Source organism: Pseudomonas sp. IT-P74, from assembly GCF_949768175.1.
GTDB lineage: Bacteria > Pseudomonadota > Gammaproteobacteria > Pseudomonadales > Pseudomonadaceae > Aquipseudomonas.
Window position 1 is genome coordinate 309,141 of the sequence record NZ_CATKQD010000022.1, and the last position, 25,444, is coordinate 334,584.

19 protein-coding genes and 1 tRNA gene are annotated in these 25,444 nt (G+C 61.1%); 14 read left to right on the forward strand and 6 right to left on the reverse strand.

Features of this window, described 5'->3' with window-relative positions; translation table 11 throughout:
* Positions 1-57: 57 nt before the first annotated feature.
* Positions 58-822: an ArsR/SmtB family transcription factor gene (locus ACM6J5_RS15300; RefSeq protein WP_414928861.1), complete on the reverse strand. Its 765-nt coding sequence runs from the start codon at positions 820-822 to the stop codon at positions 58-60.
* Positions 823-900: 78 nt separating this feature from the next.
* On the opposite strand from ACM6J5_RS15300, the gene ACM6J5_RS15305 reads away from it, so the two are divergent.
* The 3 genes from ACM6J5_RS15305 (at position 901) to ACM6J5_RS15315 (ending at position 3,522) form a co-directional block, all read left to right on the forward strand.
* The gene (locus tag ACM6J5_RS15305) at positions 901-2,028 is read left to right on the forward strand and encodes a cytochrome P450 (RefSeq protein ID WP_414928862.1); all 1,128 of its coding nucleotides are present in this window, start codon (positions 901-903) and stop codon (positions 2,026-2,028) included.
* Positions 2,029-2,140: 112 nt separating this feature from the next.
* Positions 2,141-3,202 (forward strand): M4 family metallopeptidase, encoded by a 1,062-nt coding sequence (locus ACM6J5_RS15310; protein ID WP_414928863.1) that lies wholly within the window; start codon positions 2,141-2,143, stop codon positions 3,200-3,202.
* Entirely contained in the window at positions 3,199-3,522 is a 324-nt protein-coding gene (locus tag ACM6J5_RS15315; protein WP_414928864.1) for a protealysin inhibitor emfourin, read from the forward strand. Before ACM6J5_RS15310 ends, ACM6J5_RS15315 begins: the two co-directional genes overlap by 4 nt.
* A 17-nt stretch (positions 3,523-3,539) precedes the next feature.
* Here the strand turns inward: ACM6J5_RS15315 and ACM6J5_RS15320 are convergent, their stop codons facing one another.
* Positions 3,540-3,878 (reverse strand): FKBP-type peptidyl-prolyl cis-trans isomerase, encoded by a 339-nt coding sequence (locus tag ACM6J5_RS15320; RefSeq protein WP_095944104.1) that lies wholly within the window; start codon positions 3,876-3,878, stop codon positions 3,540-3,542.
* Positions 3,879-4,051: 173 nt separating this feature from the next.
* On the opposite strand from ACM6J5_RS15320, the gene ACM6J5_RS15325 reads away from it, so the two are divergent.
* The 3 genes from ACM6J5_RS15325 to ACM6J5_RS15335 all read left to right on the forward strand — a co-directional run bounded on the left by ACM6J5_RS15325 (position 4,052) and on the right by ACM6J5_RS15335 (position 8,395).
* Positions 4,052-5,125 (forward strand): diguanylate cyclase domain-containing protein, encoded by a 1,074-nt coding sequence (locus ACM6J5_RS15325; protein ID WP_414928865.1) that lies wholly within the window; start codon positions 4,052-4,054, stop codon positions 5,123-5,125.
* 220 nt (positions 5,126-5,345) lie between these two features.
* On the forward strand, positions 5,346-7,154 hold the full coding sequence (locus ACM6J5_RS15330) for a monovalent cation:proton antiporter-2 (CPA2) family protein (RefSeq protein ID WP_095944102.1): 1,809 nt from the start codon (positions 5,346-5,348) through the stop codon (positions 7,152-7,154).
* Between the two features lie 143 nt (positions 7,155-7,297).
* Positions 7,298-8,395 carry a DNA alkylation repair protein gene (locus ACM6J5_RS15335; protein ID WP_414928866.1) on the forward strand — a complete coding sequence of 366 codons (1,098 nt, stop codon included), beginning with the start codon at positions 7,298-7,300 and terminating at the stop codon, positions 8,393-8,395.
* A gap of 105 nt (positions 8,396-8,500) precedes the next feature.
* Here the strand turns inward: ACM6J5_RS15335 and ACM6J5_RS15340 are convergent, their stop codons facing one another.
* Positions 8,501-9,391: a LysR family transcriptional regulator gene (locus ACM6J5_RS15340; RefSeq protein WP_095944100.1), complete on the reverse strand. Its 891-nt coding sequence runs from the start codon at positions 9,389-9,391 to the stop codon at positions 8,501-8,503.
* Between the two features lie 132 nt (positions 9,392-9,523).
* Between ACM6J5_RS15340 and ACM6J5_RS15345 the strand changes: the two genes are divergently transcribed.
* Both ACM6J5_RS15345 and ACM6J5_RS15350 read left to right on the forward strand, forming a co-directional pair.
* A complete protein-coding gene (locus tag ACM6J5_RS15345) occupies positions 9,524-11,173 on the forward strand; it encodes a GMC family oxidoreductase (RefSeq protein WP_414928867.1) in 1,650 nt (549 codons plus the stop codon).
* Positions 11,174-11,328: 155 nt separating this feature from the next.
* Positions 11,329-12,951 (forward strand): MFS transporter, encoded by a 1,623-nt coding sequence (locus ACM6J5_RS15350; protein WP_414928868.1) that lies wholly within the window; start codon positions 11,329-11,331, stop codon positions 12,949-12,951.
* 53 nt (positions 12,952-13,004) lie between these two features.
* Here the strand turns inward: ACM6J5_RS15350 and ACM6J5_RS15355 are convergent, their stop codons facing one another.
* Positions 13,005-13,373 (reverse strand): DUF427 domain-containing protein, encoded by a 369-nt coding sequence (locus tag ACM6J5_RS15355; RefSeq protein WP_095944097.1) that lies wholly within the window; start codon positions 13,371-13,373, stop codon positions 13,005-13,007.
* Positions 13,374-13,631: 258 nt separating this feature from the next.
* Between ACM6J5_RS15355 and ACM6J5_RS15360 the strand changes: the two genes are divergently transcribed.
* From ACM6J5_RS15360 to ACM6J5_RS15370, 3 genes are all read left to right on the forward strand, one after another.
* Positions 13,632-15,578 carry a DNA topoisomerase III gene (locus ACM6J5_RS15360; protein WP_414928869.1) on the forward strand — a complete coding sequence of 649 codons (1,947 nt, stop codon included), beginning with the start codon at positions 13,632-13,634 and terminating at the stop codon, positions 15,576-15,578.
* Positions 15,579-15,650: 72 nt separating this feature from the next.
* Positions 15,651-16,154, forward strand: a complete 504-nt coding sequence (locus ACM6J5_RS15365; RefSeq protein ID WP_095944095.1) for a GNAT family N-acetyltransferase — start codon at positions 15,651-15,653, stop codon at positions 16,152-16,154.
* Between the two features lie 522 nt (positions 16,155-16,676).
* Positions 16,677-17,006 carry a hypothetical protein gene (locus ACM6J5_RS15370; protein ID WP_032829393.1) on the forward strand — a complete coding sequence of 110 codons (330 nt, stop codon included), beginning with the start codon at positions 16,677-16,679 and terminating at the stop codon, positions 17,004-17,006.
* A gap of 244 nt (positions 17,007-17,250) precedes the next feature.
* Here ACM6J5_RS15370 and ACM6J5_RS15375 read toward each other — a convergent pair whose 3' ends face one another.
* A complete protein-coding gene (locus ACM6J5_RS15375; protein ID WP_414928870.1) occupies positions 17,251-18,753 on the reverse strand; it encodes an aldehyde dehydrogenase family protein in 1,503 nt (500 codons plus the stop codon).
* 356 nt (positions 18,754-19,109) lie between these two features.
* Here ACM6J5_RS15375 and ACM6J5_RS15380 point away from each other — a divergent pair, with 356 nt between their 5' ends.
* From ACM6J5_RS15380 to ACM6J5_RS15390, 3 genes are all read left to right on the forward strand, one after another.
* Positions 19,110-19,616, forward strand: coding sequence for a DoxX family protein (locus ACM6J5_RS15380; protein WP_414928871.1), 507 nt, complete (start codon positions 19,110-19,112; stop codon positions 19,614-19,616).
* Positions 19,617-19,868: 252 nt separating this feature from the next.
* Positions 19,869-24,242, forward strand: coding sequence for an RCC1 domain-containing protein (locus ACM6J5_RS15385; RefSeq protein ID WP_414928872.1), 4,374 nt, complete (start codon positions 19,869-19,871; stop codon positions 24,240-24,242).
* A gap of 207 nt (positions 24,243-24,449) precedes the next feature.
* Entirely contained in the window at positions 24,450-25,112 is a 663-nt protein-coding gene (locus ACM6J5_RS15390; protein WP_414928873.1) for a glutathione S-transferase family protein, read from the forward strand.
* 91 nt (positions 25,113-25,203) lie between these two features.
* Here ACM6J5_RS15390 and ACM6J5_RS15395 read toward each other — a convergent pair.
* Positions 25,204-25,278 (reverse strand) — tRNA-Gln (locus tag ACM6J5_RS15395).
* Positions 25,279-25,444: the final 166 nt, after the last annotated feature.

Sequence of the window (25,444 nt, forward strand, 5' to 3'; positions counted from 1 at the left end):
CTCGCGATGACGGCATTTCATTCAACATAAAGACAACTGGAATACACGTATCGTCAGTCAGCGAATATTCCCGAACTCCACCGATTCTGCTGCAGTTTTCGAAACTTTGACATTACCCTCAACCACCAACGGCAACCCGATTCCAAACCGCCTTCCAAACTCCTTGCGCCCCAACGCCGTCAACGCCAACGCCCGACTGTCCAGATCCTGAGTCACCCACTTGCGCTTGAGCGCCGTTTGCAACACCGCCGCGCCCAGCGACCCGCCCAGATGTGGCCGACGCATGCTCCAGTCCAGGCACGGGCAGGCAAAGCGGCGGCGCAAGGTGCTCAAGTCCTGTACCTCGATCCCGAGCCTTTGAAACATTGCCGTACCGCTGTCGCTCAAGCGATAGGCCTGTTCGTCGGTTTCCTCAAGCCAGCCCGCTTCAAGCATCCGGTCATGCAGCAGCACGGCCAGGGTGCCGGCCATGTGGTCGTAGCAGGTGCGGGCAAACTGCAGGCGGTCCGGGGTGCGCGAGTTAAAGGCCGGCGCAGCGTTTTGGCCAATCACCATCAATGCCTCCAACGCCCGGGCCACACGCTTGTCCGCCAGGCTGTAATAGCGATGACGGCCCTGAACGTGCAACCGCACCAGCGCCAGCTCCTTGAGTCTGGCCAGGTGGGCGCTGGCGGTCGATGCACTGACTTCGGCCACCGCCGCCAGTTCGGTGCTGGTGCGGGCGTGGCCGTCCATCAGCGAACAGAGGATTTTCGTCCGCGCCGGCTCAGCGATGGCCGCCGCCACTTGAGAAACACCGATGTCATGTTGTTCTACGTTCATATTTCGCTCCCGGACGAATCATCGCCTGTTCGGACTGGAGATAGTAGCAACACTTCCCGACAACAAAAGGCTGCGACCATGGACCCGATCACCGCTGCGACTCACACCGATCCTTATCCTTGCTATGCGCAATGGCGCGCCGAGGGTGGGCTGGTTTTTCACCAGAGCCTGAACCTGTGGGTCGCCAGCAGTGCCCACGCTGTGGCGGCTGTGCTGGCGCATCCTGACTGCCACGTTCGTCCGGCCTCCGAACCCGTGCCCAAGGCCATTGCCGACGGCATGGCCGGCAAGGTGTTTGGCCAATTGATGCGGATGAATGAAGGCGAACGCCAGCATTGCCCCCGTTCGGCAATCCAGCCTGGGCTGCAATTGATCGATGCGCAGGCAGTCGAGACATTGGTTACAGCGCGCCTGATCACGCCGGGCGCGGACGGGATACAGGCCGCCATGTTCCGCGGCCCGGTCTGTGTAGTTGCAACGCTGCTGGGTTTTTCACCGGCACAGGGCCGCATCATCGCCGAGTTGACTGCAGATTTCGTCGCCTGCCTGTCACCACTCAGCACCCCGGCACAACTGGTCGTCGCCGACGCTGCCGCCGAGCAACTGAGCGGCTACTTTGTCGAGTTGCTGGATGAACAGGCCGATCAAAGCCTCCTGCTCGCCGGCATCCGCCAGCGCTTTGCCTCGACATCCGCGCCATCCGAAGTGCTGATCGCCAACCTGATCGGTCTGCTGTCCCAGACATACGACGCCACGGCCGGATTGATCGGCAATGCCGTTCTGGCCCTGATGCAAAACCCGTCGTTGCGGCACGATGCGATGCATATCGGTGACCTGATCGCCGAAGTCCAACGCTTCGATCCCTCGGTACAAAACACCCGGCGCTTCGTCGCAACGCCTTGCGAAATAGAGGGTGTGAGCCTCAATCCTGGCGATGTGATTCTGGTGCTGCTGGCCTCGGCCAATCGAGATCCACAGCTCAATGACCGAGCCGACAACTTATGCCTCGACCGCGCGCAGCGCCGCAGCTTCACGTTCGGGGCGGGGCGTCATCACTGTCCGGGGCAGGCGCTGGCTCTGAGCATCGCCATCGCCTCAATCAGGCAGATACTGGCGGTGAACCCTGAGCTGGATCACCTGGATTGGCAGTACCGCCCCTCACTGAACGGGAGGGTGCCCCTCTTCAAGGATCTGCCGGCAGCCTGATAATCGTTGCCGATTGCCCTGCACATCACACTCGCCAGTACGCGGCACGGAACCGAACGCGCGGTGCCCGGATCACATCAGTATCGCCCGCTATCACGCCAGGGATGCACTGATGACCGACTCACGAGCACTGCGCAGTTTTATCCCGCCCTACATTCTCAACCGCATCATCGCCCACGGCTCAGAGCCGCAGCGCACGGCGGCGATGATCACCCTGCATCATGTGCAAAGCCTGCTGCCCAATCCCGGGCCACCTTCGCGGCCGCCGGAGCGGGCGATTCTGCCGCCGCGCGGCAAGCCGGGCGTCGCCCAGCGCAGCGTGCACGACGCCCAGAACAACATGCTGCTGCCAGGTATGCCGGTGCGCCTGGAAGGTCAGCCGGCCACAGGCGATGCGGCCGTCGATGAAGCTTACGACGCACTGGGTGCCAGCTATGATTTCTTCTGGAAGGTGTTCGGCCGTGACTCGATCGATAACAACGGATTTGCCTTGGTCGGCAGCGTGCATTATGGCCAGGGATACGAAAACGCCTTTTGGAATGGTGCGCAAATGGTCTTCGGCGACGGTGACGGGGAAATTTTCCAGCGTTTTACCCGCTCGCTGGATGTAGTCGCCCATGAACTGGCCCATGGCGTGACCGAAAGCGCGGCCGGGCTGATCTACGCCAACCAGTCAGGAGCCTTGAACGAGTCGCTGTCGGATGTGTTCGGTATCCTCACCAAGCAATTCGTCCTCGGCCACACCGCCGAGCAGGCGGACTGGTTGATCGGCGCTGACTTGTTGAGCGCAAGGATCAACGGCAGAGGCCTGCGCTCGATGTCCCATCCGGGCACGGCCTACGACGACCCGCTGTTGGGCAAGGATCCGCAACCGGATCACATGCGTGAATTCGTCATCACCCAGGAGGACAATGGCGGTGTGCACATCAATTCCGGCATCCCCAATCGCGCGTTTTATCTGGTGGCCAGAGCGCTTGGCGGGTTCGCCTGGAAGAAAGCCGGAGTAATCTGGTACGACGCCCTGTGCGACAAACGCCTGGATCCGGACGCCAGCTTCGATGCCTTCGCCCGACTGACCGTCCACCATGCCGGCCAACGCTTCGGTGCGCGAGAAGTCGAGGCCGTGCGCCAGGGGTGGGCTCAAACGGGCATCGAAATCACGGAGACCCTATGAAAACCCTGCCTGCATTGGGCGACGACGCCCGGGTTCGCCTCTCCCGCCAGGGTGGTTTCGCGGCGATTCACGCCTTGAGCCGCCCTCGGGAGATTGAATTTGCGCAATGCGACATCAGCCAGCGCACCCGCATCTGCTCGGTACTGGAGGGTTGCCTGACCCTGGACAGTTCGGTACCCGGGCGTGGCGACCAGCGCTTTTACCAGATAGAGGTGAACTATCGGCTAGGCGAGCGGGAAGACCGGATGGTGCTTAAAGTGCCGGAGGACCGGGCGCCGGGAGAACTGGTACATCTTTGGGATACGGGGGAGTTGCTGTAGATCCCCCCTGCCCGCGGTCAATCATCCCGCGTCAGCACTTCCAGCAACTCGATCTCGAAAATCAGGTCCGAATTCGGCGTGATCTTGCCCATGGTGCGCTCGCCATAGGCCAGGTGCGCCGGCACCAGCAACTTGCGCTTGCCGCCGACCTGCATGCCCATGATGCCCAGGTCCCAGCCCTTGATGACCCGCCCTGTGCCGATCACGCACTGGAAGGGTTTGCCACGGCTGTAGGAAGAATCGAATTCGGTGCCGTCCTCCAGCCAGCCACGGTACTGGGTGGTGATGAGCGCGCCTTTTACGGCGGCTTTTCCGTCACCCACCTGAAGATCGATTACCTGAAGCTCGTCATTCATTGAATTCACTCGTATGCTCTCTCGCCCTCAAGGGCCGGATGGGCGCCGTTTTCCCAGATTTACCCTCGATTGGCAACCATTGCCGCCTCTGCGCGCAGCGTTTAAAGCTGTTTACTGAACTAAAATAATCAACAATTACCCGTACGGTTCACCGCCCTGATGGCCATCCCCGAATGATCCTGCTCTGGACCAGTCTCATCCTAGGTTCAACGACGCTCAGCCTGATCGTCGCGCTGGTCTGGCGCGGGCGCTCGTTGCAAAAGCGACTGGCGGAGTATCGCGCGATCATCAACAGCCTGGCCGAAAGCCGGAACATCCACCAGGATAGTGACGCAGAGCGCTTCAAACGCAGCCAGTACTTTGCCCGCATCGGCACCTGGGACTGGGATGTCGACACCGACCGGTTGTATTGGTCGGATGCGATTTTCGGCATGTTCGGCTTCAAGATCGGCGAAGTGACGCCCTCTTACGCCCTGTTCTGCTCCTGCGTGCATCCGGACGACCGCCTCAGGGTACGGGCCGGCGAACTGCGTTGCCTGGAAACCGGCGAAAACCATGACGAGGAATACCGTGTGGTCTGGCCCGACGGAACGATCCGCTGGCTGCGGGAAACCGGCAACGTGGTCAAGAATGACCACGACGATACGATCAAGATGATGGGCGTGGTTCGCGACATCACAGAAGAAAAGGCCTCGGCCAACTACCTCAAGCACCTGGCCCATTACGACCCGTTGACCGGCCTGCCCAATCGTCTGGTGCTCGAAGAGCGCCTGTCCGAAGCCCTGGAGCTGGCGCGCACCAGTGCCACGCGGGTGGCGCTGGTGTTTGTCGATCTCAATGGATTCAAGGCCATCAACGACCGCTATGGTCATGCGGCCGGCGACCGCGTGCTGGTCACGACCGCCACCCGGCTCAAGCGCATTCTGCGTGGCACCGACACCGTCGCCCGGATCGGTGGCGACGAATTCGTGGTCATCCTCCAGGGCCTGCCCCAGGGCAAAAGCCTGCAAGACGAAGCGCGCACCATTTGCCAGAAAATCTTCGTCGAACTCTCCCCGCCCGTGACCATCGGCAACGACCAGCGCCATATCGGCACCAGCCTCGGCGTCGCCGTGTTCCCCGATCATGCGCCGAGCATCGACCGCTTGCTGCACATTGCCGACCTGGCGATGTATGAGGCCAAGCGCAGCGGGAACAATCAGTATCGGCTGGGCACCGAGAGCGTGGTGCGGGCGCATAGCGAATAGCGCTTCGTCGACGGGAGCCTATCGCGAGCAAGCTCGCTCCCACAGTGATTTGTGCCGTACACAGAATTTGCGTACGACCAGGAAACATTGTGGGAGCGAGCCTGCTCGCGAAGGCCGCGGCCCGACTGTAAAGATCTAACTGACAACCCACGGTAGATCTTCGGCGAGCCCAGCCTTTATCCTTGACGCCCCCGCTGTGTCGAGTTCTGGAGTTTCACCCATGCCCCATGAAGGCAACCTGCTACAAGCCGCTGTCGTGTTTCTGATGGCGGCCGTGCTCATCGTTCCCTTGGCCAAGCGCCTGCAACTGGGGGCGGTTCTGGGCTATCTGTTTGCCGGAGTGATCATCGGCCCGTCGGTGCTGGGCCTGATCGACAATCCGCAAAGCGTCGCGAACATTTCCGAACTCGGCGTGGTGTTGCTGCTGTTCATCATCGGCCTGGAGCTGTCGCCGCGACGCCTGTGGGTGATGCGCAAATCAGTGTTCGGCGTGGGTCTGGCGCAAGTGTTGTTCACTGGCACGGTGATTGGCGTGGTCGCGCTGTGGCTGTTTGGCCAACCGTTGAACACCGCGATCGTCCTGGGCCTGGGCCTGGCGCTGTCGTCCACGGCGTTCGGCCTGCAAAGCCTGGCTGAACGCAAGGAACTGACCAGCCCCCACGGGCGGCTGGCGTTCGCGATCCTGTTGTTTCAGGACATCGCCGCGATCCCCTTGATCGCCATGGTGCCGTTGCTGGCCGGTGGCGACCACAGCACCACCGCCAGCGAAAACCTGAACCACGGCCTGCAAGTGCTGGCCAGCATCGCCGTGGTGGTGATCGGCGGGCGTTATCTGCTGCGGCCGGTGTTTCGCGTGGTGACCAAGACCGCGTTGCCAGAAGTCTCCACCGCCACGGCGTTGCTGGTGGTGATCGGTACGGCATGGCTGATGGAGCTGGTCGGCATTTCCATGGCCCTGGGCGCCTTCCTCGCCGGCCTTTTGCTGGCGGACTCCGAGTATCGCCATGAACTGGAAGCCCAGATCGAGCCGTTCAAGGGCCTGTTGCTCGGGCTGTTTTTCATCAGCGTCGGCATGGGTGCGAACCTGAGCCTGTTGCTGAGCATGCCGGTGGCGGTGCTGGGCCTGACCCTGCTGCTGATCGCGATCAAACTGCCGCTGCTGTTCCTGGTCGGTCGCCTGGCCGGGGGCTTGAAAAAAGTCAGTGCGATCCGCCTGGGCATCGTGTTGGCGGCCGGTGGTGAATTTGCCTTTGTGGTGTTCAAGATCGGGCGCGACCACGGGCTGTTCGCCACCGAACTGTATGACTTGCTGGTGCTGACCATCACCCTGTCCATGGCCGTGACGCCGCTGTTGCTGCTGGTTTGCGCGCGGTTGGTCAGCCCGAAAGTGCAACCGGTGGAAGTGCCGGAGAAGTTCCGCGAAATCGACACCGATGCGCCACGGGTGGTGATCGCCGGCATGGGTCGCATGGGCCAGATCATTGCGCGGATTCTGCGCGCACAGAACATCAAGTTCGTGGCCCTCGACACTTCGGTGGAAACCATCGAACTGTCCCGCAGTTTTGGTGGCGTGCCGGTGTTCTATGGCGACCCGATGCGCCCGGAAATCCTCAACGCGGCCAAGGTCGGGGAAGCCGAGTATTTCGTGATCGCCACCGACGACCCGGACACCAACATCAAGACCGCGGAACTTGTGCGCAAGCTCTACCCGCACATGAAAATCATCGCCCGTGCCCGTAACCGTCAGCATGTGCACCGACTAATGGACGTCGGCGCTCACGCCGTGCGCGAAACCTTCCATTCGAGCCTGGAAATGAGCCGCCAAACCCTGATCGGTCTGGGATTGACCCAGGCCCAGGCGGATGCGCGGATCAAGCGTTTCAAGCAGCACGACGAAGAGGTGCTTGAAGCCCAGCATGCGGTGTACGACGACGCGGTGAAAGTGATGCAGACGGCGCAGGAAGCGCGGGTCGAACTGGGCCGGTTGTTCGAGTCGGATCAACTGCAGGAGCAAGCGGGCAAGAATTGAGGTGAATTTGAGCGCCTCATCGCGAGCAGGCTCGCTCCTACACTGGATCTTTGTCGCTTATACGCTCTTCTGTAGGAGCGAGCCTGCTCGCGATGAACGATAACGCGGTGTGATGGATCAACAACAATTGCCAAGGAGCCATCATGGCTGACAAACCCTCTCCGGCCCTCAAGGAAATTTTCAACCCCGAGCGCCTCCAGCACATCGCGAGCGAAATGACCGCGGTCTATCCGTCATTCGAGGCCAGGCGCTTCCTGAAGCTGGCCCAATCCGGCCTGGCAGACCTCAGCGTCATGCAACGCATGGCCCGGGTCAGCGAGTGCCTGCATGCGGTGTTGCCGCTGGACTTTGAAGCGTCGCTGCAGGTGCTGCGCGCCCTTGCCCCGCGCCTGAACAGCGGCTTCGTCAGCATGTGCCTGCCGCACTATGTCGCCAGCTACGGCGCCCATGCGTTCGATCAGTCGATGGACGCGCTGAAGTACTTCACCACTTTTGGCTCTTCGGAATTCGCAATCCGTCACTTCCTGCGCAGTGACCTCGAGCGCTCACTCAAGCTGATGCACGCCTGGTCCCTGGACGACAACGAGCATGTACGGCGCCTGGCCAGCGAAGGGTGCCGGCCACGCCTGCCCTGGTCATTCCGCCTGGAACCCGTCCAGGCCGATCCGACACTGGCCGCGAACATCCTCGACAACCTCAAGGCCGACAGCAGCCTGTACGTGCGCAAGTCCGTGGCCAACCACCTCAATGACATCACCAAGGATCATCCCGACTGGGTGCTGGACCTGATCGAAAGCTGGTCGCTGGACAACCGGCACACCGCATGGATCGCCAAACACGCCCTGCGCAGCCTGATCAAACAGGGCAACCGGCGGGCACTGGCGATCATCGGCGCGGGCGGCAAGCCTGAAGTCGAGATCGTTGATGTGAAAGTCGAACCGCCGGTGATTGGCCTGGGAGAAAAGATCACCCTGTCGTTTGCCGTCAAATCCACCGTCCAAAGCAGCCAGCGCCTGGTGATCGACTACGCCATCGATTACGTCAAGGCCAACGGCAGTACGTCGGCGAAGGTGTTCAAGCTCAAGGCATTGACGCTGCCGGGCAACGCCGTCGAAGCCGTCAGCCGTGGTCAGCAGATCAAGGAACTCACCACCCGCCGGCATTATGCGGGGCGCCATGCGGTGCATATCATGGTCAATGGGGAGCGGCTGGCCAGCACGGCGTTCGAGATTCTCGGTTAAACCATAAGATCAATTCTGTATGTGCCGCCGCCATCGCGAGCAAGCTCGCTCCCACATTGGAATGCGGTCCCCTGTAGGAGCGAGCCTGCTCGCAATGGCGCCAGCTCAGGCACCGCCCAACAACAACCCTTGCTCCCGCTCACACATCTGCACCACATAATCCCACAACACCCGCAACCGCACCGACTTGTGCAGCTCCCGGCGGGTACTGATCCAGTAGCTGCGCTGGATGCTTTCATCCGGCAACAACGGCACTAGCCCCGGATCAGCACTGGCCATGTAGCACGGCAACACGGCAATCCCCAGGCCTGAGCGGGCCGCCTGTTGCTGGGCAATCACGCTGGTGCTGTGAAACACCACCCGCGGATTGCGGCAGAAGCTGTTGAGGAACATCAGTTCCTGACTGAACAGCAGGTCGTCGACATAGCCGATCCACGCATGACGCCCCAGGTCCTCACGACTGCGCAACGGCGGTGAGCGGTCGAGGTAGTCCTGGCTGGCATAGAGCGCCAGGCGATAATCGGTGAGTTTGCGGGTGACCAACATGTCGGCAGCCGGACGCTCAAGGTGGATGCTGATTTCCGCCTCGCGGTTGAGGATGCTGACAAAGCGCGGCACCGCCACCAGTTCCACCTCCAGCCCCGGATAGCGCTCGAACAAGCCGTTCATGCGACTGGCCAGGAACATGATGCCCAGCCCTTCCGTCACCCCGACGCGGATCTTGCCCAGCGGCGCGGTGGACTGGGTAATTTCCTCCTGGGCCAGCAGTGCCACGTTCTCCATCGCCTCAGCGTGTTTAAGCAACGCCTCGCCTGCCGGGGTCATCTCGTAACCCTGGGCATGCTGGACGAACAACGCCGTACCGAGGCTTTTTTCGATGGCCTCGATATGCCGCGCCACGGTGGCGTGGGTGGTATTCAAGCGACGGGCAGCCGTAAGCAAACGCCCGCTGCGCTGCAATTCGAGAAAAAACCGCAGGTCATTCCAGTCGAACATGAAGCGTCCTTGTTCTTTGCCGTTCGGGATGCTGTTTAAAAACGCACAGCGGCTGCGCAAAAACTAACATTCTTTTGACGAAAGCTAACAACTAGGATGACAGACAACAAGAACAACAAAACGAGGTCAGGGATGCAGACTCCCCTGGATGAATACGATTACATCGTGGTCGGGGCCGGGCCGGCCGGGTGTCTGCTGGCCAATCGACTGTCGGCCGATGCGCAACATCGCGTGTTGCTGCTCGAGGCCGGTGGCCGCGATAACTACGCGTGGATTCACATCCCCGTGGGCTACCTGTTCTGCATCGGCAACCCGCGCACCGACTGGTGCTTCAAGACCGAAGCACAACCGGGCCTGCAAGGTCGCGCCCTGAGCTACCCGCGCGGCAAGGTACTGGGCGGCTGCTCCTCGATCAACGGCATGATCTACATGCGCGGCCAGGCCGGCGACTACGACCGCTGGGCCGCCGACGGCAACCCTGGCTGGAGCTGGCAAGAGGTGTTGCCGCTGTTCAAGCAGAGTGAAAACCACTTTGCCGGCGCCGCCGAATTTCACGGTGCCGCGGGCGAATGGCGAGTCGAACGCCAGCGCCTGTCTTGGCCGATTCTCGATGCCTTCCGCAGCGCCGCCGAACAAAGCGGCATCGCCAGCATCGATGACTTCAACCAGGGCGACAACGAAGGTTGCGGTTACTTCCAGGTCAATCAGAAGGCCGGCATCCGCTGGAACGCGTCCAAGGCCTTTCTCAAACCCATTCGCCAGCGTCCCAATCTCACCGTGCTGACCGGTGTCGAAGTCGACCGCGTGCTGCTGGACAATGGCCGCGCCTCGGCGATCAGCGCCCGCTGGCAAGGCCAGGCGAAAACCTTCAAGGCGCGCAAGGAAATCGTCCTGTGTGCCGGCTCGGTCGGTTCGCCCAGCATCCTGCAACGTTCCGGCATCGGCCCGCGACCATTGCTTGAGCGGCTGGGCATCGGCGTCACCCATGAGCTGCCCGGTGTCGGCGGTAACTTGCAGGATCACCTGCAACTGCGGCTGATCTATAAGCTGGAAAACGCCCGCACCCTGAACCAGATTGCCGGCAGCCTGTGGGGCAAGATGGGCATGGGCCTGCGCTACCTGTATGACCGCAGTGGTCCGCTGTCCATGGCGCCGAGCCAGTTGGGCGCCTTTGCCCGCTCGGGGCCGGAGCAGACGTCAGCCAACCTCGAATACCACGTGCAACCGCTGTCGCTGGAGCGCTTTGGCGAACCACTGCATGCCTTCCCGGCGTTCACCGCGTCGGTCTGCGATCTGCGTCCGCAAAGCCGTGGCCGGGTGGAAATTCGCTCCGCCGATCCGCAAGAAGCCCCGCTGATCCAACCCAATTACCTGAGTCATCCGCAGGACCTGCGGGTCGCCGCCGACGCCATTCGCCTGACCCGGCGCATCGTGGCCGCTCCGGCCCTGCGCGCCTTCAATCCGGTGGAATACCTGCCCGGCGACAGCCTGCAAAGCGAGGAGCAACTGCACGAAGCCGCCGCGCGGATCGGCACCACGATTTTCCATCCGGTGGGCACCTGCCGCATGGGCAACGACGCCGACGCCGTGGTCGATGCGCAGCTCAAGGTCCATGGCATCCCCGGCCTGCGCATCGCCGATGCCTCGATCATGCCGCGCATCACCTCGGGCAACACCTGCTCGCCGACGCTGATGATTGCCGAGAAGGCGGCGCGGATGATCCTCGACTCCGCTGCACACACAATCCCTGTAGGAGCGAGCCTGCTCGCGATGACGGAATGACAGTCAACATCTTCGTTGTTTGACCCACCGCCATCGCGAGCAGGCTCGCTCCTACAAGGACCCACATCATGTTCACGGACATCGAGCATTACCCCTGAAATGGAACACGCAGCACCAGTGGAACAACAAAAACAATCACTGTGAGGGATACCGGAATGTCGGAAAACGTTCAAACCCTGGAAGCCGTGCGCAGCGCGGGCACCAGCCAGGAAACCCAGAAAGTCATCTTCGCCTCGTCCCTCGGGACGGTCTTCGAGTGGTATGACTTTTTCCTCTATGGCGCCCTCGCGGCGGTGATCAGCAAGCAGTTCTTCGCCGGGGTCAACGACACCACGGCGTTTATCTTTGCCCTGATGGCCTTCGCCGCCGGCTTCATCGTCCGGCCGTTCGGCGCGCTGGTGTTCGGGCGATTGGGGGACATGATCGGGCGCAAGTACACCTTCCTCGCCACCATCGTCCTCATGGGCCTGGCGACGTTCTGCGTCGGATTGCTGCCGACCTACGCCAGCATCGGCATCGCCGCGCCGATCATTCTGGTGGTGCTGCGCATGCTCCAGGGCCTGGCCCTGGGCGGTGAATACGGCGGCGCCGCAACCTACGTCGCCGAGCACGCGCCCATCGGCAAGCGTGGCTTCCACACCAGCTGGATTCAGTCCACCGCGACCCTGGGCCTGCTGCTGTCGCTGCTGGTCGTGCTGGGTTGCCGCTACTTTACCGGTGACCAGTTCGAAGTCTGGGGCTGGCGCATTCCGTTCCTGTTTTCCATCGTGCTGCTGGGCATCTCGACCTGGATTCGCATGAGCCTGCACGAGTCGCCAGCCTTCGTGAAAATGAAAGAAGAAGGCAAGCTGTGCAAACAGCCGATTCGCGATTCCTTCGGCAAATGGGAAAACCTCAAGGTGGTGTTGATCGCCCTGTTCAGCATCAATGCCGGGCAAGCGGTGACCTTCTACGCCGCGCAATTCTACGTGCTGTTCTTCCTCACCCAGTTCCTGAAAATGGACCCGGCCGTGGCCAACGGCCTGCTGATTGTCAGCGTGACCATTGGCGCCCCTTTCTTCATTTTCTTTGGCTGGCTGTCGGACAAGGTCGGGCGCAAACCGGTGCTGATGATCGGCCTGCTGCTGGCCACCGCGTTGTACTTCCCGATCTTCAAGACCCTGGCCCACTACGCCAACCCGGCCATCGACCAGGCCAGCCGCCAGGCACCGATCACCGTGATGGCCGACCCGGCCACCTGCACCTTCCAGTTCGACCCGGTGGGCAAGGCGAAATTCGACAGCCCGTGCGACAAGGTCAAGACCTTCCTGGTCAAGCAGGGCCTGCCGTACCAGAGCGCAGCGGCCCCGGCCGGCAGCGGCGTGCAGGTCAGCGTCGGTGACGTGAAGATCGATGGTTTCGACGAAGCCGCCCTGCGCGGTGCCGTGACCCTGGCCGGTTACCCGCAAAAGGCAGACATGCAGCAGATCAACAAGCCGATGATCGTGGCACTGATCGTTGCCCTGATCATCATCTCCGCGATGTGCTACGGCCCGCTGGCGGCGTTGATGGTCGAACTGTTCCCGACCCGCATCCGCTACACCTCGATGTCCCTGCCCTACCACATCGGCAACGGCTGGTTCGGCGGCTTCCTGCCGACCGTGTCGTTCGCGTTGGTGGTGTACACCGGGGACATCTTCTACGGGCTGTGGTACCCGGTGGTGATCACCGGGGTAAGCCTGGTGGTGGGGATGATTTGCCTGCGTGAGACGCGCAACGTCGATCTCGACAAGAACTGAGGTCATTGTTCGCGACGAGGGAGCGCCTCCCTCGTCGCGGTAACCAGCCCCAATCAAACCTCGGCATCGAGCAGTTCGAACTTCACTTGATCCGGATAGAACGCCACATACTCACGGATCTGTTCGACAGACACCTTGGGGTTCTCGTAACTCCACACCGCGTTGGCAGCTTCATGCCCTGGCACCTGCAAACTGAAATAACTGGCATCGCCCTTGTACGGGCAATAACTGGTGTGGTCGGTGCGGGCGAAATACTTCTCGTCGATATCCTCGCGCGGCACGTAGTACACCGGCGGGTAATTGGCCTCCAGCAACACCAGGGCCCGCGCCGAGGCAGCCACTTGAATACCGTGAAATCTCACCAGCAGACAGCCAGGCTGCTCGGCGATGGTGATGACAGGGCTAGGACCGGAGCTTTTCATGGAATGCGTTCCTCATGACGGTGATGGACCTGCAAATCGATGATGCGGGAGCGTGGCTTGCCCGCGATGGGCTGCGCAGCGGCCCCAAAACCTGAAACCTCGATTTATCAGGTATAACCCAAGTTTTACCCTCACGACTGCTTCGCAGCCGAACGGAAGTGACACACCAAGCTGTACATCCATACAGATAAAGATTGCTCCATCGTCCATCAAGCGCCATTCTGTGCACCCTTGGCACATTGATCGACGATGGTGGTTATGCGGCTGTACCTCTGTGAAAAACCTTCCCAGGCCAAAGACATTGCGGCTGTCCTCGGCGCCCGGCGCCGGGGCGATGGCTGCTGGCTGGGAACGGACGTCACGGTGACCTGGTGCATCGGCCACCTGCTGGAAACCGCACCGCCGGATGCTTACGACGCGCGCTACAAGCGCTGGGTACTGGCGGACCTGCCAATCATTCCCGAAAAGTGGAAAATGACCGTCAAGCCACGCACCGCCAGCCAGTACAAGGCGGTCAAGCGCCTGCTCGGTGAAGCGTCCGAACTGATCATCGCCACGGACGCCGACCGCGAGGGCGAGATGATCGCTCGGGAACTGGTGGAGCATTGCCGTTATCGCGGGCCGATCCGCCGCCTCTGGCTATCGGCGCTGGACGATGCGTCCATCCGCAAGGCCCTCGCGGCCCTCAAACCGGGCAACGAAACCTTCAGCCTCTATCACTCGGCCCTGGGGCGGTCCCGGGCCGACTGGCTGATCGGCATGAACATGAGTCGATTGTTCACCCTGTTGGGGCGCCAGTCCGGCTATCAAGGCGTGTTGCCGGTCGGCCGGGTGCAAACGCCGACCTTGCGCCTGGTGGTGGATCGCGATCGCAGCATCGCCGACTTTGTGCCCGTCCCCTATTGGGCCATCGACGTGCAATTGCTGCACAACGGGACCACGTTCACGGCGCAATGGCGCGCGGCATCGGAGCTGTGCGACGATCAGGACCGCTGCCTGAACCAGGCGCTGGCCCAACAGGCGGCAGCCGCCATGCGCGGCGCGGTCAGTGCGCGGGTGATCAAGTTGCGCACCGAACGGATGCGCGAAGTGGCCCCGCTGCCGTTCGACCTGGGCACCCTGCAGGAGGTCTGCTCGAAGAAGCTCGGCCTCGGCGCCCAGGAAACCCTCGATATCGCCCAGGCACTCTACGAAACCTACAAAGTCATTACCTATCCGCGCAGTGATTGCGGCTACTTGCCCCTCAGCCAGCACAGCGAGGCACCGGCCATTCTGGCGGCGTTGCGCCAGGCCGATCCTGCGTTGAACGCCTTGCACGATCACCTGGATCCGCAACGGCGCTCACGGGCCTGGAACGATGCCAAGGTCAGCGCGCACCACGGCATCATCCCCACGGCGGCGGCGAAGAATCTCGACAAGCTGGCGGGTAAACAGCGTGCGGTCTACACCCTGATCCGCGCGCGATACCTGGCGCAGTTCCTGCCCAATCACGAATACGATCGCACCCAGGCCAACTTCGATTGCGCCGGCGAGGCCTTGCGGGCTGTCGGCAAGCAGATCATCGAGCCTGGCTGGAAACGTGCCCTGCCCGAAGCACTGGCTCCGGCCAAGGGGCGCGAAGCCCCGGCGCCGCAGACACTGCCCAACCTGGCCGAAGGCATCGATTGCGCAGTGGCCGGCGTGCAATTCAAGGACCTCTGGACGCAACCGCCAAAGCCGTTCACGGAAGGCGACCTGATCAAGGCCATGAAGAATGTCGCCAAACTGGTGGAAGACCCGCTGCTCAAGCAAAAACTCAAGGACACCACCGGCATCGGCACCGAAGCGACTCGCGCGTCGATCATCCAGGGCCTGCTCGACCGTGGTTACCTGATCAAGAACGGCAAGGCCCTGGCCGCCACGCCGGCCGCGTTCAGCCTGATCGACGCAGTACCGCGGGCCATCGCCGATCCGGGCACCACGGCGATCTGGGAACAGGCCCTGGACATGGTGCAAAGCGGGGAAATGAGCCTGGAAGAATTCGTCACCAAACAGGCGGCGTGGATGAGCAAACAGGTCAGTCGCTGTGCCGGGCTGAACCTGACCATCAGCGGCCCACCGCCCGGTGGCTCCGCCGCGGCCCCCTGGAAGAAAAAACGCAAGAGCACCCCACGCAAACCAGCAAGCGGCACCAGGCGCAGGGCAAAGCCGGCAAGCAAAACCTGAACCCGGCACCGAACCCTGTGGGCAACCATAATGAACGGTGTCCCTGCCCCGGCGTAACTGGAGCCAACCCGCATGCCTTCGATAGAACTGCACGCCGCCGAACGCGATGAACTGGAAACCATCGAGAACCTGATGCAGTTCTACACCTACGACTTCAGCGAATGGTTGCCGCTGAAACTGGGCGAATACGGTTTGTTCAACATCCTTCCCATGCCCGACTACTGGCGAAACCCGGCCACCCGGCCCTTCCTGATCAAGGTCGACAGTGAACTGGCCGGCTTCGTGACCGTGGATAACCAGGTCCATCTACCTGGTGCCGACTACAACATCGGCTATCTGTTTGTCAGCCGACGCTTCCGTGGCCAGGGTGTCGCGCGATTTGTCGTTTCCACCCTCTTGAGCCGCTTCCCCGGTCAATGGCAGATTTTCCACATCAAGGCGAACCAGCCGGCGCGCCTGTTCTGGGCCGCCGTAATGCCGGGGCTCAACGTTGGCGGGTTCACCTTGCATCAGCAGGTAGTTGACGGTCATCCCTGCACTTTTTACCGCTTTGAGTGTCCGCCTTTGTCGTCCTGACCGACACGACCTCGCCCCCCGCGCTAATTCCCAACAGCTTTGTCCGACAATATGTAGTGACTGAAAATATTCACTACAAAACCGTTGACGCCTCCGATTTGCCCTTGCATGATGCAGACGTCTCCCCGATCGGGAGTACAGGCAACACGTTTGAGCAAGCTCGTCTGACCGCCGAGCTGTTTTTCCCGGATACACGCTGCCCACAAGGCAGATTGAAGAAGCTGACCTGGCCTGAACGTCCAGTACAAGGGCGAGAAGTCTTGGCGAGCAATCCTCATGAAGCTTGTGGCCGACCCTGAAAACGTCGGCAGTGGCCTTAAGGTTTTCGCCGCTTCTCTTCGTTGTGACGCTATTGCGTAGCAGTTATTCAACACGACTACATGCAACAGACGCAGGACCCCGCCCGATAAGGCGGTCGAACGCTGACGTCCTGGTTTCGGTGCCAGGGATCAACTAACCGATGGGCTACCTGTATTAGCGAATCAACTTTGAAAGATCACCAATTGGTCAAGGGGCTTTATGATGAATTTGAACAATCAACCAACTATCGATGAACTGGCTCGTATCTTCGCTGCAAAGAAAGACAGCCACGACAACCATATTCTCTGGATCAGCAAGTGTGGCCAGGTTCATATCGACTGCCTGTCGCCGCACGCCCATGAAGCAGAGTTCGACCAGAACAACCAGAACCTGCTGGCCCGACTGAAGATGTACCGTCGCGGCCAGGGTTATGTCGGCAAGAAAGCCGCCGCCGACAAGGACTTCATCGGTAATGTTCTGCAAACCCTGAAACAGGCCTGGGCCTCGATGCAGAATCAGAACGAAGTTCGGGTGATTGACCGGTTCTACTAATTGAAATGAGTCATGACTGACTTATTGATAAACAAGGCCTGCTCCCGATAAGGAGCAGGCCTTTTTTATGCCTGAACGAAGATCAACAGTGGGAGCGAGCCTGCTCGCGAATGCGGTGTGTCAGATAACACTATGTCAACTGATACACCGTATTCGCGAGCAAGCCCGCAGGGTTTTGTAGTGATCAGAACCGTCGTCCATTCAAAAAGTGACCGCCCTTGCAACGGTCACAGGCTGGGCCATCTCAGCGTTTGACACCCAGATCGACCTGGGTCATGCGGCTGCGAATGGTGAACACGCCATCACCGGAGAGAATCGCACTGCGAGCAAACAGGCGCCCGCTCTCCCAGTTCGAAAGCCCCAGTTCCGGCTTGTTCAGCGCGTACTGACCGTCGACCCAACGAGTGATGCCATTGCCGACAAAAGGCGCGTTGACCGCGTTGTAGAAACGCTCCTGGGCCTCGGCACTTTCACTGATCAGCGACACCGTGAATTGCGGGCTGTAGCGATTGAACAAGTCAATGGCACTGTCCAGGTCGTCGACGATCTTCAGGCTGACTTCCGGGGTTTCTTCCCACTCCCACTCACGGCCCAATTGATCTTCCGGCAACGGCTCGGCCTGTGCCTCGCTCTGATAGCCTTCGGCGCGGTACACCTGGACCGTTGCAGCCAGCCAGTCCTGCGGCAGGTGCGACTCGCTGCCTTCGACGATGTGCAGCTTGCATCCCTGGCCCCTTGCGGTGCCGGCCTGCTTGAGTGCGTCGAGGAACAGCGGCACCAGTTCAGCGGCGCGGTCGCGGTGAATCAGGCAGACGTTCAGTGTGTTGCAGACCTTGCGGTCCAGGGAGTTGCGCACCACGGCGGCAAAGCGCGAGGCATCGGCATCGGCGTTGGCAATCAGCCACGCGCCACCGGTGCCGTGCAGGCTGACCGCCGTGCCGGCCTGCTGGGCGATGCTGCCCAACTGGCTGACGGCACGACCCGAACCACGGGCCACCGCCAATGACAGGCGCCGGTCAGCGAACATCGCCCAACCGGCGGCGTGGTTGACACTTTCCACCAGCGATACGGCACCGACCGGCAGGCCGGCGTCGCTCAGTGCGCGATTCAGTGCATGGGTGACGATCGCCTGGGCGGTGCCCAACGCATCACTGCCGATGCGCAACACGGCGGTATTGCCGGTGCGCAATACACCGGCCGCGTCGGCAAACACATTCGGCCGGCCTTCGAAGACGAACGCGACAATGCCCAGGGGCGAGACCACTTGCTCGACTTTCCAGCCATCGTGCTCGACGCAACTGATCACCTTGCCACGGCTGGCCGCTGCATCACGCCAGGCGCGCAGGCCGGCGATCATGTCGCGACGCATGCGCTCATCGGCCAGCAAGCGGGTGGTCGAGCGACCGCGTGCCTTGGCCCGTTCGATGTCGGCCAGGTTGGCGGATTCGATCAAGGCCCAGCATTCCGGGGTTTCCAGGCGTTGGGCAAACAGGTCGAAAAACGTGCTGATCGCTTGATCGGACACTGTCGACAGCGCGGTAAAAGCCGCCTGGGCGCGCTCGATCGCGATGTTGGCCGCTTGCTGGTCCGCCACGGGGATCAGCAGCAGCTCGCCATTGACCTGCTCCACCAGCAGGTGGTCACCGGGCTGGAAGCGTTGCGCCAGTTCGGGGCTGACGACAGTGACACGATTACCGGCGAAAGGGATCGGCGTGCCAGCGACTAGACGTTCGAGCGCGAGGGACATGAAGCGGTATCACCATGCAATGGGCGGCCTGAAAATGTATAGCAATTCCCCTGTGGGAGCGAGCCTGCTCGCGATGGACTCCGGAACACCGCGTTTATCCAGCAGGCACGCGTTTTCGTTAACGACCATCGCGAGCAAGCTCGCTCCTACGGGGGACAGCGGTGGCCGCTTACGTATCTCAATGTATACAGCCCCACCCCCGACACACCCCGCACGCAAAACCCCGCCACAGCGACACACCGCAGATACACCCCATTGATGAAATACGCCTGTCGATTGGCCACGCCGATCAAAGCGCTCAACTCACGGGGCATGCCGTTGCCCCGCCGCCCTGAACCTGAAAGAGAGCAACGTCCATGAGCACCTCCATTTCTTCGGCCGTCAAAGGCCTGCACCTGAACCTCGACCGTGCCGGCGACTGGGTTGCCCCCCTGGCGCTGCGGGTATTCCTCGCCTGGGAATTCTTCGAGTCCGGTCTTGAAAAATTCAACGGCCAGAACTGGTTTACCGATATCCAGACGCGCTTCCCGTTTCCGTTCGACCACCTTCCAGCGACACTGAACTGGGAACTGTCGATGTGGGCCGAACTGATCTTCGCCTTGACCTTGCTGGTGGGCCTGGGCACACGTTTTTCGGCGTTAAGCCTGATGGTGGTGACCCTCGTCGCAACCGCTGCGGTGCATTGGCCCGCCGACTGGCACACCCTGAGTGAACTCGCCCAAGGCTATGCCATCAGCAACAAGGGTTACGGCAACTTCAAACTGCCTCTGATCTACCTTGTGGCCCTCACGCCCCTGCTGCTGTCGGGTGCCGGCAAGTTCAGCATCGATGCGCTGCTGGCTCGTTTGTTCTGGCGTCGCTGAAACGAAAGCTGCAACGCGGACAAACAAAAGGGGACTTCCATGAAGTCCCCTGTTTTTTGCTCGATGCGCCATACCGTTTGTTCGGTAGTGGTAGCACCCCACCAGAAGAGTCTTGCGCGATTGCCTGCAACGCCCTACCACTCATCGGAAACCCCTCCCGACCTGTCAGATCTGACAGTAGGCAGCCCCACCCCTTCAGGCTTTAAATCCCTCCACCGCGCCCCTCTTCCGTTCGCGACAGGAGTCCTTGTCATGCTCGTTCAACCCGTGAAAAACCTCAATCCCCTGGCCCTGCTCGACCCGGACATTCCCGGGCGCACCGAACCGCCACTGCCTTCCGGCGAATGGGGCATCAACCGTGCCGCGGCCCAGGGCAACTTTCCGGAACAGGGGCTGAAAGTGCAGCTTCACGTGTGGTCGACCCAAGGCTTGGGCGACAAGGTCGAGCTGTTGCTCAACAACAACCCGGTCGACCAACACACCCTTGGCGACCCGGCCGAAATCGGCCAGCGTACAACCTTGTGGGTCGCGCCGGCTCGATTGCCGACGGGTTCATACACCCTGGCCTACCGGGTCACCCGGCTCAACCAGGCACCCGAAACCTACGCCCCGCCCCTCGAGCTCTACGTCAAACTGGAAATCCCCGGCGGCCAGGACACCGACCCGGATTTCGGCCACTCCAACCTGTTCATGTTCATCCCCCCGGACATCGTCCAAGGCGGCGTGGACAAGGACATCGCCGAACTAGGGGTGCCCATTGTGATTCGTGCCGCCTCCGGCACCGGCATCCCGTACCCCGACGCCGCCGAGGGTGATGTCATCTTCGTCAGTTGGGGGGGCGTGCTCCAGCAATCAGCGCCACTGACGGCGCAGCAGATCAGCGACCCGGTCAATCACCCGATCGAGGTGCTGATCACCAAAGACACCATTGAGCAGGCCGGTGACACCGACAGCGCCGGGTTGGCCGTGACCTTCATCGTCCGCGACAAGGTCGGCAACTACTCGGAGGATTGGTGCAAGGAAACCCGGATCGTCGTTTCCATCGGCACCAGTCTGCTGCTCGCCCCTATCGTCAAGGAGACGCTGAACAATGTCCTTGACCTCGATGCCCTGGGTGATAAGCCGGTCACGGCTCAAGTGTGGGCCACCCCGCCGTCGTTCGAGCTGAACGATGTCATCGTCGTGAAGATGCGCGGCACCACCCTGGACGGTGACCCGGTCGAAATCACAGCGCCAGAAAAATTCATCGACAACCTGCCTCACACTTACGAAATTTCGCTGTCTAGCGAAGATGTCCGCAAGCTGGTGAAGACCCAGGTCATTTTCTCTTATGAAGTGCGACGGGCCGGCAGCCCCGACCCTCTGCGTTCCAAAGGGCGGTTTGTCCAGGTCGTGGGCGAGGTCGACCGCCTGGACGCGCCGATTGCCGAAGATGAACAACAGGGCAGCCTCGACCCCGACCTGCCCAGCACCCGCATCCGGATTCCGTTTAATCCACTGATCGTGGTCGGGACGGCGATCGAGCCCAAATGGTTCGGCACCCGCCCCAATGGCAGTACCTATGATCCGGAGCTGGAGTGGTTCTTTCCGGACGAAGATGAAGCCGACGACCCGAAGGGCTTTTTCATCACCGTCGACGGCAAACACCTCAAGACGCTCGAGGGTGGCAATCTGGACCTGTCGTACAACCTGCTCACTGATGAAGACGGCACTGTCGTCCGTCGTGGCTCAGAGCACGCCGCCAAACTGAAGGTCGGCGAGCCGCAACTCGAACTGGTCAAGCCCATCGTCCTCGGTGAAACCGATGGCGCCCTGGAGCCTGGCGACCTGCCCAACGGCGCCAGCCGATTGACCGCCCCCAGACCCACGGAAAACCCGAGCAAAAGCGGGGATATCGTGACCTACACCTGGATGGGCGAAGTCAGCGGCCGAACCGAAGACTCGATCACCCTCAATGCCCTGACCGCCGACAAGGATGTGAACTTCACCCTCAATGCCACGTTCGTCGCCACCCACATCGAGCCCAATCGCGGGCAGAAGGTGACGGCCAGCTATCGCATCCTGCGCAAGGAGACGGGGAATACCAGTTATTCGAATCCGTTGACGTTCCTCGTCGGCACCGCCCTGGAACTCGCCCCGCCGAAAATCCGCCAGGCCGAACCGGACGGCAAAACCTTGCTCCCGATGAACGCCGTGGAAGCGCTGACGGCCGAGGTGCCGCCCGCCGGGTTGCTACAGACTGACCTGCTGAGCGTGACCTGGGCCGCGGCGCCCGGCAGCCATGCCGAGGGTTCCCACACCACCGCAGCCAGGCCGATCAGTGAGACGAGCCTGAACATTGAACTGCCGGTCACGGTGCTGGCGTTCAACCTGGGCAAAACGGTGACTGTGACGTTTACCGTTACCCGGGACGGCAAACCTGTTACGTCATTGCCGTTGAGCCTGGCGGTACAGAATCTGCCGCAAAGCGAATTGCCCAAGCCCCTGATCCTGGCTGCCGACAACGATGGCGAAGGCCCCGAATTCAATGTGGGTAACCTGACCGCCAATACCGCCTCTCGCATTGGCGTCTGGCCGTTGATCAGCGCTGGTCAGCGTGCCTGGATGATTCTGAGCGGTACCTACGCTGACAACAGCCACTATTACTACAGTATCGTACCGGGTTCAGCTGTCTCTCAGCAGTGGATCGACAATGGCTTTCAAAATCGCGGCCTCACTGCCGCCAGCCTTCGAACCTTGAAAGATGGCAGTACCCTGACCATCGAGTGTAAAGCGACGCTCAACAAGAGCACGAATGAGAGCGAGGCCGTGGTTTTTCCCGTACGCACTTACACGATCAAGGCCTTCAAGCTACCCGTGGCCACCTTCTGGGAAGCCACCGGTGCCGGCAACGACCTACTGAACCCGGACGATGTGTACCCTCTGGGCGCCACTGTCGTGATTGCCCAGACAGCCCTGCTGAAAACCGATGACTTCATCACCGTGGAGGTGCAAGGTAAAACCGTCACTACCTATACCCACCAGGTCCAGCCAGAGGAGGCCGACAAGGAGCTGAAGACCATCAAAGTGGCGTATTCGGTGATCGCCGACAACGTAGACTCGAGCATTAGCCTCAGCTATTCCATCGCGCGCAAAGCCGGGGGCACCGATGGCCCCGCTGACCCGAGCGTTTACGATGTGCGCCGGGTGATTGGTTCGGGCAATCTGAAGGTCATGGGTGCGCGGAACATCCGCAGTACCCGGCGTGCGTCCCGTTCCTCGCAGGTATTGAGCGCCTTCAACACAACAACGGATCAGCCGGTGCAGGCGCAATGGAAGTACCCCGGCGACAGCGACTGGACAACGGCAGCCACCTGGCGCGATAGCAAGCCGCAGGAGCCGCTGCAGGTTCGTACCAGCGATGATCAGCTCACGCTGAATCCGGCCAACATCATCGGTAACGGTAGCTCCATTGGCGGCCAGTCTGCGTTTGTTGCGCTTCGCGATGCGGGGGATGTCGTCGCCTGGGGCAGGGATACCCACGGTGCAACAATTCCCGCTCCCATCATCACCCTGGACGACATCGTTGAGGTGAGCGGCAACGGTGGCGCCTTTGCGGCACGCCGGGCGGATGGCGAGGTCGTGGCGTGGGGATCAGCCGAAGATGGCGGGGACATGACTGGCTCGCCCTTGGACTTTGTTGAAGTTGTCGGTAACGGCAGGGCGTTTGCCGGCCTCAAAACCACGGGACACGTGGTGGCCTGGGGGAATGCTGGGAGCGGCGGCGCCGTTCCTGCGCCAATCGCTGCACTGAATGACGTTGTCAGGGTTGTCACCGCCCATGACGCCTTCGTCGCACAGCGAACAACCGGCCATGTACTGGCATGGGGACGCGCAGATCATGGCGGTACGCTGCCAGAGGACATTGCCAGGCTCACCGATATCAAGACCATCATTGGCAACGTAGGTGCATTTGCAGCACTTCGCGCCAACGGCAGCCTCGTCGCCTGGGGCTACGAAAGCGGAGGCGGCAAATTGCCGGACAACATCGCCGCCATGACCGACATCATTGAGCTGTGTTGCGCCACCAATCATTCCTTTACCGCACGACGCGCCACTGGCAAGCTTATCTGTTGGGGGCTGACACCGTGGATTGGCCAGATAGGAGAACTGATCGACATCGTTGACGTCAGCGCCGCAATGGAGGCATTCGCCGCTCGCCGTGGCAATGGCCGTGTCGTAGCCTGGGGGAACCCATCATTCGGAGGAACAGTACCTGGCGACATTGCCGATCTGGACGACATTGTACAGGTGTGCGGTACATTTACGGCGTTCGCCGCCTTGCGTAAAAACGGCACGGTGGTAGCTTGGGGGGAGCGCGCCGCCGGAGGCGATACCTCAACGGTGGTCGACCAACTGACCAACGTACTGGCGCTTTACAGCAACATTTGCGGTTTTACTGCCCTCACCTCCGACGGGCGTGTCGTGACCTGGGGCATCCCGGAGGATGGTGGCGACAGCAGTGCGGTGCAAGACCGTCTGCGCGGCCACGTCTCTTACCGGGCCAATGCGGCGTCACGGGGGCGGGCACTCAAAGCCAGTTGCCGGGCGGCGCTGAACGCGAACCCACACCTTCAGGATCGGTGATCTTCCGCGCCTCACCATGGCGCTCCTTCGGGAGCGCATTTGCGAGCACAAGGCTTGCGTCTTCTCGATACCATGCCTGAAGTTCAGGCCAGAAGACCTGCACTCTAACCCAAACAGCAGGCGCCGGACCTCAGGCTGGAACACCTCGCGCATTGGCCGATGGCGACCGATAATCAAGTGCTTTCCATCTCACCGAGGAATAGAAGGATGTCACTGACTCTTTATTTCCATCCGCTCTCGTCGTTCTGCCACAAAACGCTGATCGCGCTCTATGAACTGGAAATCGAGTTTGAAAAACGGGTCATCGACCTGGGCAACGAGGCTGACCGGGCCGAGCTTCAAACGCTGTGGCCGATCGGCAAGTTTCCGGTGCTGCGCGATCACGCCCGGCAAAAGAATGTGCCGGAGTCGAGTGTGATCATTGAGTACCTGGACCGGCTCCATCCCGGCCAGGCGCATCTGATTCCGAACGATTGGGAAACCGCGCTGGAAGTCCGCCTGTGGGATCGCTTTTTCGACCTGCATGTCCAGGTGCCGATGCAGAAAATCGTCGCCGACCGAATCCATGCCGCAAACAGCGACCTGACCCGCGAACGCGCCGCGCTGACAACGGCGTACGGCATGCTTGAACGCCAGTTGGCCGCCAACACCTGGGCAGCCAGCCCCGCATTCAGCATGGCCGATTGCGCCGCCGCCCCGGCGCTGTTCTACGCCAGCACCCTCGTACCCTTTGCCGCCGATCACCACCACTTGAGTGCGTATTTTGACAGGTTGACACAAAGGCCCTCGGTCAAGCGGGTGATCGACGAGGCACGGCCGTATTTTTCCTTGTATCCGTTTGCCGAGGCCATCCCGGAGTGCTTTCGGTAGTGGTAGACGGGGGAACGGGAGGCAAAAAAACAACGAATCGACGAATAATAACCGTCGGTCGAGTGTTATCTGATTAGGCAGGAATAAAAAATGGCAGGGGCGGCTGGATTCGAACCAACGCATGGCAGGATCAAAACCTGCTGCCTTACCGCTTGGCGACGCCCCTGTATCTGTTGCGATGAGTGCCTGGCACTCGCTTTCTTGAGTGGCAACAAGACCTGTTGCCTGCTCTCGCGACTGGTTCCCTGAGGGCCGCTGCAAGAGTGGGCGCAAATTTACCAACATTTTCCTCGTCTGGGAAGCCCAAACAAAAAAAATTGTTCATTAAAACA

What these genes read in the sequence shown, in the direction of transcription:
- ACM6J5_RS15300 (WP_414928861.1), bottom strand. Translation starts at nt 822, where the DNA reads ATGAACGTAGAACAACATGACATCGGTGTTTCTCAAGTGGCGGCGGCC.
- ACM6J5_RS15305 (WP_414928862.1), top strand. Translation starts at nt 901, where the DNA reads ATGGACCCGATCACCGCTGCGACTCACACCGATCCTTATCCTTGCTAT.
- ACM6J5_RS15310 (WP_414928863.1), top strand. Translation starts at nt 2,141, where the DNA reads ATGACCGACTCACGAGCACTGCGCAGTTTTATCCCGCCCTACATTCTC.
- ACM6J5_RS15315 (WP_414928864.1), top strand. Translation starts at nt 3,199, where the DNA reads ATGAAAACCCTGCCTGCATTGGGCGACGACGCCCGGGTTCGCCTCTCC.
- ACM6J5_RS15320 (WP_095944104.1), bottom strand. Translation starts at nt 3,878, where the DNA reads ATGAATGACGAGCTTCAGGTAATCGATCTTCAGGTGGGTGACGGAAAA.
- ACM6J5_RS15325 (WP_414928865.1), top strand. Translation starts at nt 4,052, where the DNA reads ATGATCCTGCTCTGGACCAGTCTCATCCTAGGTTCAACGACGCTCAGC.
- ACM6J5_RS15330 (WP_095944102.1), top strand. Translation starts at nt 5,346, where the DNA reads ATGCCCCATGAAGGCAACCTGCTACAAGCCGCTGTCGTGTTTCTGATG.
- ACM6J5_RS15335 (WP_414928866.1), top strand. Translation starts at nt 7,298, where the DNA reads ATGGCTGACAAACCCTCTCCGGCCCTCAAGGAAATTTTCAACCCCGAG.
- ACM6J5_RS15340 (WP_095944100.1), bottom strand. Translation starts at nt 9,391, where the DNA reads ATGTTCGACTGGAATGACCTGCGGTTTTTTCTCGAATTGCAGCGCAGC.
- ACM6J5_RS15345 (WP_414928867.1), top strand. Translation starts at nt 9,524, where the DNA reads ATGCAGACTCCCCTGGATGAATACGATTACATCGTGGTCGGGGCCGGG.
- ACM6J5_RS15350 (WP_414928868.1), top strand. Translation starts at nt 11,329, where the DNA reads ATGTCGGAAAACGTTCAAACCCTGGAAGCCGTGCGCAGCGCGGGCACC.
- ACM6J5_RS15355 (WP_095944097.1), bottom strand. Translation starts at nt 13,373, where the DNA reads ATGAAAAGCTCCGGTCCTAGCCCTGTCATCACCATCGCCGAGCAGCCT.
- ACM6J5_RS15360 (WP_414928869.1), top strand. Translation starts at nt 13,632, where the DNA reads ATGCGGCTGTACCTCTGTGAAAAACCTTCCCAGGCCAAAGACATTGCG.
- ACM6J5_RS15365 (WP_095944095.1), top strand. Translation starts at nt 15,651, where the DNA reads ATGCCTTCGATAGAACTGCACGCCGCCGAACGCGATGAACTGGAAACC.
- ACM6J5_RS15370 (WP_032829393.1), top strand. Translation starts at nt 16,677, where the DNA reads ATGAATTTGAACAATCAACCAACTATCGATGAACTGGCTCGTATCTTC.
- ACM6J5_RS15375 (WP_414928870.1), bottom strand. Translation starts at nt 18,753, where the DNA reads ATGTCCCTCGCGCTCGAACGTCTAGTCGCTGGCACGCCGATCCCTTTC.
- ACM6J5_RS15380 (WP_414928871.1), top strand. Translation starts at nt 19,110, where the DNA reads ATGAGCACCTCCATTTCTTCGGCCGTCAAAGGCCTGCACCTGAACCTC.
- ACM6J5_RS15385 (WP_414928872.1), top strand. Translation starts at nt 19,869, where the DNA reads ATGCTCGTTCAACCCGTGAAAAACCTCAATCCCCTGGCCCTGCTCGAC.
- ACM6J5_RS15390 (WP_414928873.1), top strand. Translation starts at nt 24,450, where the DNA reads ATGTCACTGACTCTTTATTTCCATCCGCTCTCGTCGTTCTGCCACAAA.